Annotated in this window: 6 protein-coding genes; 3 read left to right on the forward strand and 3 right to left on the reverse strand. The window is 39.8% G+C overall.

The genetic code is table 11. The features are described from left to right. Positions 1 to 348: 348 nt before the first annotated feature. Positions 349 to 1338: a C40 family peptidase gene (locus tag AC1MGI_RS03615; protein WP_480348603.1), complete on the forward strand. Its 990-nt coding sequence runs from the start codon at positions 349 to 351 to the stop codon at positions 1336 to 1338. 48 nt (positions 1339 to 1386) lie between these two features. Here AC1MGI_RS03615 and AC1MGI_RS03620 read toward each other — a convergent pair whose 3' ends face one another. Together AC1MGI_RS03620 and AC1MGI_RS03625 are read right to left on the reverse strand one after the other, a co-directional pair. Next, positions 1387 to 3852, reverse strand: coding sequence for an S-layer homology domain-containing protein (locus AC1MGI_RS03620; protein WP_480348605.1), 2466 nt, complete (start codon positions 3850 to 3852; stop codon positions 1387 to 1389). A gap of 313 nt (positions 3853 to 4165) precedes the next feature. Then, positions 4166 to 7669, reverse strand: coding sequence for a S8 family peptidase (locus AC1MGI_RS03625; RefSeq protein ID WP_480348607.1), 3504 nt, complete (start codon positions 7667 to 7669; stop codon positions 4166 to 4168). Positions 7670 to 7933: 264 nt separating this feature from the next. On the opposite strand from AC1MGI_RS03625, the gene secA2 reads away from it, so the two are divergent. Together secA2 and AC1MGI_RS03635 are read left to right on the forward strand one after the other, a co-directional pair. Then, the gene (gene secA2 / locus AC1MGI_RS03630; RefSeq protein ID WP_480348609.1) at positions 7934 to 10288 is read left to right on the forward strand and encodes an accessory Sec system translocase SecA2; all 2355 of its coding nucleotides are present in this window, start codon (positions 7934 to 7936) and stop codon (positions 10286 to 10288) included. 57 nt (positions 10289 to 10345) lie between these two features. Further along, positions 10346 to 11236: an accessory Sec system S-layer assembly protein gene (locus AC1MGI_RS03635; RefSeq protein WP_480348611.1), complete on the forward strand. Its 891-nt coding sequence runs from the start codon at positions 10346 to 10348 to the stop codon at positions 11234 to 11236. Positions 11237 to 11655: 419 nt separating this feature from the next. Here AC1MGI_RS03635 and AC1MGI_RS03640 read toward each other — a convergent pair whose 3' ends face one another. Then, positions 11656 to 12930, reverse strand: coding sequence for an oligosaccharide repeat unit polymerase (locus AC1MGI_RS03640; RefSeq protein WP_480348613.1), 1275 nt, complete (start codon positions 12928 to 12930; stop codon positions 11656 to 11658).

Below are 12930 nucleotides of genomic sequence, written 5' to 3' on the forward strand. Positions count from 1 at the left end.
CCATTCTTCATAGTGTAAATTCTACCATTCTATTATTCACCATGTTTGGCAAACTCATCATATACTAAACCTTATTCTACAGGAAATCCCATATTATGCAAGGTGTTTCTTTGCTTTATTTAGTAATTATAAACAACTTTACATTCTATTTCAAACCTGAATAATTTATTCCTGTATATTAATAGTTTTTTGATGCACTATTCTTTTTCGATAGACTTTTTTCTCTTACTCTCCTAATATTCTCGTTTGTTACAAAACTGTAATGTTCGCTAAGATAGGAAGATGCTAAAATATTAGTATATTATGTCGATATTAACAATAATTACTCATTTATTATAAGGAGGACGTATGAAAATAAAGATTTTTGTCAGTGCATGTCTGCTTTTCTTGCTACTAGGCGCTACGAAAAGTGTACTAGCTGCCACAGTAAATTATGATCAACTACTTCCAATTGCAAAAAAATATATCGGAGTGCCTTATAAGACGGCAGGGAATAATGAATTCGGATTTGATTGCTCAGGATTTATACATAAGGTATTTAGCGAGATGAATATGAAGGTTTCACGAACGACTGCGCAGCAATTTAAAGAAGGTGTTGCTGTGGATAAAAAGGATTTACGAACAGGTGATCTTGTTTTCTTCAATACAAGTGGCAAGGGCGTCTCCCATTCGGGTATATACATAGGAAATAATGAATTTATTCATGCTTCCTCTTCTAAAGGCGTGATGATCTCAAGTCTGGACGATCCTTACTACTGGAAAGCAAAATATATAGGAGCAAGACGTGTTCTTGATTACTCACTTTCCGTTGGAGAATTTCATGACGTGAATCAACAGCATTGGGCCTATCAAGATGTGAATAAGCTTGCTACAAACGACATAACCATTGGCTATTCAATGAGCTACTTCAAACCACAGGATCAAATATCACGAGCTGATGTCGCGACAATGATTGCCGAAGCGTTTCATTTAAAGGCGAATGACCGCTCATCTACATTCCCAGACGTTCCTTCCACGCATTGGGCAATTGGCGTTGTCAACGCTGTCTATAAAGAAGGCATCTTTAAAGGGAATGATAATAGTGAGTTCCGTCCGAATGATTCGCTAACTCGTGGTCAGATGGCCGCAATCCTTACAAGAGCTTTTAACCTAAAGTCATCCGCTACGAAGAAGAACTTCACGGATGTCCCTGCCACTCATTGGGCATATGATGATATCGAGAAGCTTGCAGCATCTGGTATCACAACGGGCTATGAAGAAGATCATACATTCAGGCCGAATAATTACGTAACTCGTTCGCAATTTGCTGCGTTCTTATCCCGTGCTATGTATCATTAATAGATTCAAATAGAAAGGCCGCTAATCATATGATCAGCGGCCTTTCTATTATTCTTTTTCTACTAATTCATACGTTCTCTTTAGAAAATGCGCGAACTGTGCGCGTGTAACCTTTTCTTCTACACGGAATGGATTGACGACTGTAATCTTATTAAAGTACAGCGTATTAATATCTTCATAGTTATGGGCATTCCGTGGTACATCAGAAAAGCTCGTTTCAATAGTTGGCACTGCATAGTAATCTTTAAAGGTTCTGGCGAGCACTGATGCCATTTGACTTCTTGTTAACGGATCATTGCCCCTCATTTTACCACCTTGGCCCATTATATTATGCGCTTCTGCAATAGCCATATATTCATAGCCTAGGTCTCCTGGTTTAAGATCGGTTGCTTTTACTTGGTACCCTTTTGGAAGCTTAAGATCAAGAGCCTTTACGATCAGTTGGGCAGCTTGTCTTCTTGGCAGTTGATTACTTGGTTTGTACGTACCATCTTCATAGCCATTGATGATTCCTCTTACTTGTAGATAAGCTACGGAAGAAGCTAACTCCGCGTCTTTAATATCAGAGAACAGAGTAAGAGATCCTGTAGCTATGTTAGAAGAAGAGATATAGCCTTCGAATCCATTGCCTTTTACCTGATACATCACATATTGGTTATTTGGGTTGATTGTCGTTTCGTATGGTCCACCAGTGATTTGCAGTGGTGTGTACTCGATAAGCTTTTTCATCACTTTTCCATCGACACTGTCTCTCAAATTCGCTCCATCTTTAATAAAAGTGTAAACCGCTTGTCCATTTTTAAGATTTTGCGTGGTTTGTGTACTTTTGCCATTCCCCCATGTGTATCCTGAATCCTTAAACACCATAATATCCGTATTCGGATAGGAAATGTTGATGGATGCCGTTGGAGTCGTTGCTAGTGGTGTTAGGCTGTAATTCCGAATGACATCAAACACCTTTTCCTGATAAGGCTTTTTCGCCTGTGGAATCGTTGGGTCATTTCGTTTCGATGCCCCATTATACGCAAGAATAGCAAAATACCAGTCTTCAATTTTGTCCTTCTCATGTTTGTTCACTTTCGGTAGATAAGGAAGGTTCCATTTCTCAAGAAGAATATCCGCCCCTATTTCGATATTGTAGCCGATATCCCATTTCACTTTTTCTTTATTAATGTCTTTCGATGCATATTCCGCATCTGTCATAGTAATCTGCATCATTCCAATTCCGCCATCTTCGGTGATGATCGGCAGGCCGTTTGCATCAAATTGCTTCATTCCTGTTTCCGCAAATGCGATGGCTTTGAGAATTTCAGCAGGTATGCCTTTCTGAACGGCAACTTCCTGAAGTATTTTCTTTGTTTCAGGGATTGAAAGATTCGCTGCTGATTTTGCACGAACTGTATCAAGTGGGGTTACCTCTTTGTTTACGTCCGCGGTACGGATAGCAAGCGTCTTCGTTCCAATGTTAAAGCCCTCTTTCTTATATTGAACGGCGTTTGCTTTATACGTCTCTGTTGTTTGACTATTAAGCAGCATTCTTGAGTTCTGTGGAACAGAAGACTCTGTCAGCCAAACAGGATTATTATTTACTTCGATTGAACCAAGCGGATAGCTTTCATAAATGAAGCCGTCCTTCTCAGCACGCACATATTGCTTGCCGCTTTTCAGACCGTTTGAATACAGCTGCACGTTATAATTTCCGTTGTTGCCTTTTTTATAACCTGTCACATATAGCTGGGAAAGGGCCTCCACTTTATAATCGCCCTTCAGTTCTGTGCTCCAATACGTTTGAAGTCCTGTGTCATCAAATGGTGTACGGAGGCCCATATTACGTTGAATGCTCGTTTGCAACGCTAGCTCTGATCCGAACAATTGAACATAATCCTCGGCCATGATTTCCGGCAGACTCCATATATAGCTTGCTTCATCATTTTCTTTAACTTCTCCGCTGTGAATGAGTGGGTAGCCCGACACTTTCCTCGCTTTCGCATACTTCGAGGTCATCCATTCCTTCGGAAGCAGCCTTTCTCTCTCAAGCAGTTGATAAAACGTAAAGTGATGTCCATACTCATGTGACAATGTGTGGGCCATGGAAGAAACGGTTGTATAGGTGTTACCGCCAAATAAATAAATCGGCCGGTCCTTCTCCAACGTCACACCAGTAGAGGATGAACGATATGTAACATAATATTGACCAAGTACACCTTCACCCGCAGGATAATCCGGGAAGATTGCGACTGTTCCTAAATAAGCAAGTTCATTTCCGTGCTTATTTCTTAATAGTTCTGCTTCCAACTCCTGCAGTTGCTTCTTCGTATTCCACTTTATGCTGTAGCTATTAATGGTTACACCGCTTGCTCCTTTATAGCTTTGGATGAGCGGATAGGTATCCTCGTAATTAACCTGCGCTTCCTTCGTTTCTACTAAATCGACTACATGGGCTTGCGCTTCCCCAACCCACGAAAATATAAACGCTAAGACAAATAAGCTACAAATATTTTTCCATATTTTCAAAGTATTCCAACCTCCTATTTACCAATTATAGCATTTTACTATTCTTATAAGAAAGAATGGGTGACTAAACTCGACAATTCTATACAGAAAATCTGCATGGTGTTAAAACGCCATCATTTACTATGAAGGTTCAATCATCTATCACGCTACACCCACCTAATCACAATGGTGGCGGTGCGGAGCCGGTTTTCGGGATGTTTTCCAATAAAATAAAGTATATCTTCTTAGTAAATTGGCTAATTTAACAAGTCGCGCAGCCCCGCCCCATTTCCCCAAACAAAAGAGGCCCTAAAGTAGCGGCCTCACTTTATCATTATTTCATTTGAACAGATAGCTGGTAAGGAATATTACTTGTTCTTCCTAAAGCTTCACTCACCTCAAGATAGTATGTTCCTTTTGCTAAGTCCAGAGTATATTCTTCATCGAATCCTTTTCCATAGTAATCAATGGCAGCGACTTGATTTCCATTTGCATTAAATATTTTCAGAGCACCATCAAGAACTGTATCTGTTTTAAGGATTGCCGTAACTTGGCTTTTCTTGGCTACATCAAGTTTGTAGTAGTCTTTGTCACCAAACGCAACACCCGCATTGAAATAACCTGTTGCATTTAAGTCATTTTTTCCTTTTTTCAGCGCTAGTGGCTTAGAAGGTATATTGTTCTTCACAACTGAAGTCCCATCTTCATCAGCACCCTTTGCATCATTCACTGTAATTGTGTAAGGCAAGACAGATGTAACTCCATATTGCAAGCTTTCAACAACGATAAAGTAAGCAGTATTTTTCTTCGTCTTGAATGCAGCATTTAGATCTGTGTCCGTGCTGTAGAAATCAGGTCCGAAGGTAACAGCTTTTCCATACTCGTTTCCATCCAACTGCAAATTTCCATTTGTATCTTCAATAACCGTTGCTGCGACCCAAAGATCGTTTTGAAGGACTTCTGGTAATTGTTGCTTCTTCTCAGCTGTCAGCTTCTCAGGTGTAATACGCAAATTGGACAGTTTCTCCGCACCTGTATTCTTCACATAATAAATATCAAGGTCATTTCCATAAATTAAATGATTCTTGACAGTTTGTCCTGTTTTCAATACTTTAGCACGAATAAATTCGCTTTGATCAATATCATTATCAACCGGTACATCCATAAGCTTCTTGGATTTCATTGTATAAGGTGATCCTGAAATCATACCGGATTCGTCTCTTAGTTGTACGTAGTAGGTTTTTCCTTTTTCAACGGCAAGAGCTGTATTGAATGATGTACTATTGCTTTCACTATAAAAGTATCCAGTTTCCAGTACAGGATACATATCATCAGCCTTTTCGTCGTACTCCAAAATGGTGATAGCTGGATACTGAGCATCAGCCATGTCAAAGTTTAATTCAACAATCTCATTTGCGTCAGCTGCAAGTTTGAAGAAATCGGAATCATCTTGCACTTGCAAATAACCTTTGACCTCTTTACCAATTTGGTATGGTAGGGCGTTTTCTTTAATAATCTCCATATCTTCTTTCTCAAACCATCTGAATTGCTCGATGTCTTCAGCAATCGTTTCAGCTGTCTTGAATTGTGCTTTCTTAGCGGTTTGATATTCTTTTGCCGACATATCTTCAGAAGTATATTCCTCTTCCAAAGTAGGCTGAACTGGGTAGTTGTCTTCGTCTTTCGGAAGTGTTGCTCCTTCAAGTGTCAGAGTGTACGGAATTACGCTTGATGCTCCTCCTTCTGTTAAGGAAATAAGATCAAAAATGGAATCAAACGTGATGAAGCGGAAATCAGGTGCTCCTGATATTTCGACTACATATTCCATACCTGGCACAGCTTCAAACACTAAGCTTTCTCCTTTGCCTGAACGATTTTTATCGACTCCAGCAATTGGATAGGCACCATCTTCAGAAAACCCGTCTTTAGGAGGATCGGCTTCGAATTCCTCTTTGAAATAAACAGCTACTGATGAATTCACACCTGATACGCCAGATAGATCCAGCTTAACTAACTCTGGTTTTTCCACTGAAAAAGTAAAGTAATCCTTGTCTGTTTCATTAGTTTCAGCTAAGAACGTAAACGGAGCGTTTTCATCTTGCTCAGTTGAGTACGGAAGCGCTGGGATATTCAAAATGTTATCGATGCTTGAGTTGTCTTTAGGCAACTCTGTAACTTTTTCTATTTCAAGCTTGAATGTTGACTTTCCAGATGATGAATAGTTTCCGTTCACATCGTGGGCCGCAATATATAAATCCCCAGCTTCCTCAGCTTTAAACAAATAACCTTCTTTATCGCCTGCTTTTACATCATTCACTTCTATTTTTGCTGGCGCCTTTTTGTCCTTTGGCGGTACCGCAGGCGCGAAGTCAAATTCTAAGCCATAATCATAATCTGCAGATCCAGAAAGTACCGTTTGAACAGCTTCCCCTTTTTTCAAGGTGATTTTGTACCAGTTCTTCTGGTTAGGTTGGGTGAAGGATGCGGATTGAGACTCTTTACCTTCTCCTTTTAGTACTATCGCTGATTTCTTTGCCTCTTCATCGGGAAGTGTCACTGTTTTCGGAAGGTTCTTTAAATTGAATTTTAATGCATCAGTCAGATTTACAAGTCCGTTGCCGTATTTAAGGTCATAGCCCTTTGCTCCAAGATCCGTGGCTGTACTTTTTAAGATTGCTTCAATCTCAACTGGCTTTAAATCAGGATATTTCGATTTCAGTAAAGAAACAGCTCCTGCAACGATTGGAGTAGCCATAGATGTTCCACTCATATTCGTAAATGATGAGCCTTTTGTATAGTCATACACAGAGCTGAAGACATCTTCTCCCGGTGCAACCACGTCAACAGATGGACCGAAGTTCGAGAAATACGAAAGTGCATTCTTACTATCCGTTGCTCCAACGCCGATTACCCCTTTAAATGATGCTGGATAAGCATATTCATCGGTTGCTTCATTCCCTGCAGCAGCTACGATGGTAACGCCTGCATCAATCGCTTTTTGAACCGCATCCTTCAACAAGTCACTTGGATAATACGTGCGCAAGCTGAGGTTAATGACATCTGCTCCCTGATCCACCGCATAAAGAATTCCTTCTGCAACCGAATAGTCGGAGGCTCCCCAGAATCCGCCAAAGACATCAACGGGTAGGATCTTCGCTTTTGGGTTTATTCCGTGTGCGCCAATGCCATTTCCTTGAACACCGGCAATGATTCCAGAAACATGAGTAGCGTGTTCTTCAGCAAGCGGTTGATTACCTGGTTCGTTCACATTATATGGAGCCAGTAGTTGAGAACGAAGCTCTGGATGTTTCGCATCGATTCCCGTATCAATGACTGCTACTGTCACTTCATGGTTTCCTGCTAGTTTAAGTGCCTCATCTATTTTTAATAGGCTTAAATGATAGCTGTCCTTTTTCTTCGGGTCACCTGTTGAAGCAGCAGTTTGTAAGTAAACGCTCGGAGTAGCTGAAACGACTCCTTTGACAGAAGAATAATAGTGAATCACATCTGCCATCTTTTGTCCCTTGGATAGCTTGACCACATCATAGCCAAGTGAAGGAAGAGACTTCTGAACCTTTACCTTTGCTTTTTGGTGGATTGCTTTCCCCAAGGACTGCTTGTATTTAATGACAAGTGTATCACTGCTGACTTCCTGCCTTTTCTCTTGGAGTTTTTTATTAGCTAATACATTTTCTTCTGATAATTTACCAGAAACAGGCTTGAATTCTCCTGATTGAATTTGGTCAACTGGTGATACAACTGAAGCCGAGACCGCACTTGGTACGATTAGTGCTGATGCCAGTCCTAGACTTAGCCCAACTTTAAGCTTTTTCCCCATATTTAAATCCTCCTATTATTCTATTAATCGGAAAATAATACGTTATTATTCCGCTATTTTTTATGGTAAATACTATCTGAACATGTATTATTTCCCTATTTTAGTCTACTCTATTTTTCCTAAATATTCTATTTATAATTATCGAGATTTATTAAAATGGTAAAAAATAGCCAGTGGTTCTTTTCTTCCTAATAATGAAAGTATATGTAAAGAATGCTATACTAATTTCTAGTAGATAAGGTTCATAGATTAGGAGCAGATGATATGTTAGATTATCTTAAAACTATAGTTGGAGATACACAGTCCAAGAAACTTAAAGGCTATTATAAAATCGTCGAAAAAATAAATTCACTTGAATCCGAATATGAGAAACTGTCCGATATAGAACTTCAGAATAAAACCACATATTTTAAGGAACAGCTTGCGAATGGAAAAACAGTCTTCGATATTCAGGCTGAAGCTTTTGCAGTTGTTCGTGAAGCGGCCAAAAGGGTGCTTGGTCTTCGTCATTATGATGTACAGCTTATTGCCGGTATGGTTTTAACAGAAGGCAGTATTGCAGAAATGCCGACTGGTGAAGGAAAGACTCTGGTAGCATCGCTGCCTAGTTATTTACGAGCACTTGAAGGCAAGGGTGTTCATGTGATTACGGTTAATGATTATTTGGCTAAACGTGATATGGAGAATATTGGACCTATCCACACATTCCTAGGCTTGACGGTTGGGCTAAATCTTCCGTTGATGCAACCGGACGCAAAGGCAGCGTCCTATCAAGTGGATATTACGTATGGAGTGGGAACCGAATTCGGATTCGACTATTTACGTGACAATATGGTGTACCAGGCCGAAAGTCGAGTTCAACGTCCCTTTCATTTCGCAATTGTCGATGAAGTAGACAGCGTACTGATCGACGAAGCAAAAACCCCGCTCATCATTGCCGGAAAAAATGGAGTCAGCTCTCAATTAAGCTACCTGTGTGCCCGAATTATGAATACGTTCAAAAAGGATAAAGATTATACCTTCGATCCAGAAACAAAGGCAACCAATTTTACCGAAGAAGGAATATCTAAACTTGAGCAAGGCTTTGATATTGATAACCTCTATGATTTAGAGCATCAAACTCTATACCATTACGTCATCCAGGCGCTTCGTGCAAATGTGATGTTCAAACGTGATGTCGATTACATTATTAAAGAGGGCAAGATTTTACTTGTTGATATGTTTACAGGACGTCCAATGGAAGGAAGATCACTGAGCAATGGACTTCACCAAGCGATTGAAGCAAAAGAAGGCTTAGAGGTAACAGAAGAAAATAAGACACAGGCCTCTGTAACGATTCAAAATTATTTCCGCCTCTATCCTATGCTTTCAGGAATGACCGGGACGGCTAAGACTGAGGAAAAAGAATTTCAGCAGATCTACAATATGGAAGTTGTCCAGATTCCAACCAATAAGCCTGTGCTTCGAGAAGACCTGCAAGATCAGGTATATGTTACAACTAAACAAAAATACAAAGCTGTCGCAAAGAAGGTAAAAGAAATTCACCAAAAAGGACAGCCAGTACTGATTGGGACAACTTCAATCCTTCAATCGGAAAGTGTCGCTGAGTATTTGAAGGCAGAAGGATTGGTATTCAAGCTCCTAAATGCAAAAAGCGTTGAACAAGAAGTAAGTTTGATTGAGCAGGCTGGACAAAAAGGGATGATTACCGTTGCCACCAATATGGCAGGACGCGGTACCGACATCGCACTGGGAGATGGCGTAGCAGAACTAGGCGGCCTCTATGTAATTGGTACAGAACGACATGAATCACGCCGAGTGGACAATCAGCTGAAAGGGCGTTCCGGTCGTCAAGGAGATCCTGGCCGCTCTGAATTCTTCATTTCGATTGAGGATGATATGTTCCTTCGTTTCGCCATAGATGATGTGGCCAAATTGAAGAAAACCTTGAAAGCGGATGAAAACGGCTTGATTTTGAACAAGAATATACTCGAATTCATCAATCGCACGCAACGAATTTGTGAAGGCAGTAACTTCTCCATTCGTGAATATAATTTAAAACTTGATGATGTGATGAATATCCAGCGAACTACAGTGTATGATTTGCGAAATAAAATCATTGCCGGAACGGACCTTCTTGAGCTTTCCAAAAAAATGATTCAATCCTATGTGAATGAAGAATTGAATAGAAGCTGTCCTGATGACGAGCCTGTCGAGAAATGGCCAATCGCCGAGATGAAGGCGAATCTTATGCTTACTCTGCCAATTGAGACTTTTAAATGGCCGGAGGAATCTACTAACAAAGCCGCTCTCGAGGAACCAGTATTATCCGTCTTGCCAGAATACCTCAGCCAATTCGATTTCGTTGAAGAAGATGAGCCATTCATTCATACTTTAAAAGCCACCTTGCTTTCAGCAACAGATTTCCATTGGTTGAGCCATATTGAAGCAATGGAGCATCTTAAAGAAGGAGTAGGCTTAAGAAGCTATAGTCAGGAAGATCCAATGCGTGCGTATTCAAGAGAAGGATTCGAATTATTTTCCCTTATGTATTATCAACTGGAACGTGATGTCAGCATGCGCTTGTACTCTCTATACCAGGCATTACAAAAAGATTAAATTTTTGGAAAGGATGATTGAAGTCATCCTCTCCCTTTTCATAGGAGGAAATAGCAGATGGGTTTCTTTAACCGAGGTAAAAATCAACCAGAAAAAAAAGGAGGCGACTCTACGTTTTCTTCTGAAGAGCTATTAGGAAGCTCAACGGATGGATCAGTAGAGGAGCGTACTGTAAAAACGGCTCTCTTCATTCATCCAGCTATCGAAGTAAATGTTGAAGATAAATATTATCTGCAATTTTTAAATAATGAATTACCATTGCTTAAGGAAAATCAGGTTTCTTTATCAGGGATTGATTTAATTTCAGATGGTGCCACTATTCAAGTATCTGCTTTTATCCGCAATAGCTTGACTAAGGCAATCCAATTCGAGAAATTACCTCTTCTACTTCTAGGGGGAAATGAAGAAGTCCTTGCCCGAAATGAATTTGACTTATCTCAGCTAGGAGAAATCCCAGCAGAAAGCAGTGTTCCATGGAAATTCTCGTTTCCGACTTCTGAGTCAACCCCGGCCGATATCCCACAAAGTGGCTGGAAGCTTGCCTTTGAACTGAAAAAACCTCATACATTGGAACTTGAAGAAAGCTGGGAAAAGAGTCTCGGAGAAGCGGAGAAAAACAAACTTCGTGATATGATCAACAGCTTAACTCCTCCAAAATCAGGAGAAGTAAATTTCATGGGTCTGCAGGCACAGCAAACGCCAGAAGGAAACCTTCATATTACGATGCTGATCCGTAACGGCAGTGATAAATCGATTAAGCTAGAACAAATTCCGTTAATTGTCGAAGATGCAACAGGTGATGTTATCGCAAAAGGCGGTTTCACACTTGAGAGCTTTGAAGTAAGAAATAACACTAGTAAACCTTGGACGTTCATCTTCCCGAAAGAACTTGTCCAAAAAGAAGAACTTGATTTATCTTCGTTTAAAGCTTATCCTCCGCAAAATTAAATTTGTGAATGGAACCGGAAAGGTTCACCATATATTTGGTGAACCTTTCCGGTTATTTGTGGTGCGGGATACTAAAAGGGGAAATCGCCAGTCTTATTTAGTGCATAAACCCTACGCTTCAAGCATTACATACCGGAAATCAAATTTGCGAGCCGAAGGGAAAGTTTATCAACTCAAGACAGAAGCCCGAATTAATCTATGCGCTATTCCGAGAGCACATCAAATATATGGATTATGCTTAGCTTCATTTTTCTCGAAACTGAAAAACACCTATTTCTATAAATAGGTGTTTTTCAAGCATGGGCTACCAACCGATTGCTATTCATTATAGGAAAAGGAAAGAATTCTCTCATTGAATATATTTTACCACTTATAAAGTATTTACTCAACGGATATTTCGTATTATTAAGCGTAGACTACTAAATTTTTCTAACTGTCTTTTCTATGCTCGTCGAGAGAATTGCATAGCCAATCATCAGGATAAAGATCAAGTCCAGTAGGCCTGTATGAATGGATAATGTAAAGATTGCCGTGACAAATCCATAAGCTGCTGTTTGATACGACTTAATTCCTGATCTTCTCACTTGATTATAGAGCATGGATAAGACCAGACCGTAAATGGCAAATCCAATGATGATTCCGATATATCCAGCCTCCACATACAGCTGGCCTGGGAAAGTCGGAGTTGTTGTACGTCCAGGTCTTGTGATGTACTTTCCTTCATCTACCGTTAAAGAGTTAACCATTTCTGTCACAACTGTTCTAGGCGATTTCTGTTCTCCAGGAAGAACCGTTGAAAGGATTCCAGCATGCAGACTTCCTTTTGTGTAACCATGTATATCGGTATATTCCATAATTTTACTTAACACAATATGTCCAGTAACCATTTCACCATTCAAGGCACGGACCCATTTGGGTGTTTTGTTAATTTCCCTGACTAAAGCAAGATTATGATTCTCGCTTTCTTGAGTTATTTCAACATCAGGACCTTTTCGATTATTGAATTGCTTGGTTGTATCTTCTGAAACAACACGGAAGAAACCAAACAGGGAGAAAAGCAGTCCAAGGACAACTAAAACTGTTAAGAACCATGAAAGCTTTATTTTTTTGATAATGTAATGAAAAACGATGAATGATGTCAAGAACATCACAGCAATCGGTGTCCGATACCCCATCAAGACGAAGAGGATGAACACAACTAATAAAATAATGCCATAACTAAATTGCTTACGTCGAGTTAAGTCCTTTTCTTTCAGGATCTTATCACATAGTAAGAAGATCACCGCAAACCAAAGCAATGCACTCATGAAGTTTAGCTTAGGATCAAGGTTTCTGCGGATAGATTCATCCGAAATTCCAACTTGTCCAGTAAACAGCATGATTAAATAGCATACTAAGCCGATTAACCCAAGTGCCCAAAGGAAGTAAATCGTTTTTCCCTTTAGGAATCTTGAAAGTCCAAACGATGGGAAAACCCAGTCTTTCTTATCAGCAAGATAGACAGCACCAAGGTATACGACAAGCCCGATAAATAACGGGAAAAACACATTCCGATTCACATCAAAATATGCAAATCGGCTAAAATCAAACAAGCTTACGAAAAAATATAACACATAAATAAATGGAAAGAAGAAATATGGTGAAAAGGTATCAATCTTATTCAGTTTTTTGAAAAATGTAAGTTTATCCTTCAT

This window comes from Peribacillus sp. BM1, assembly GCF_056679975.1.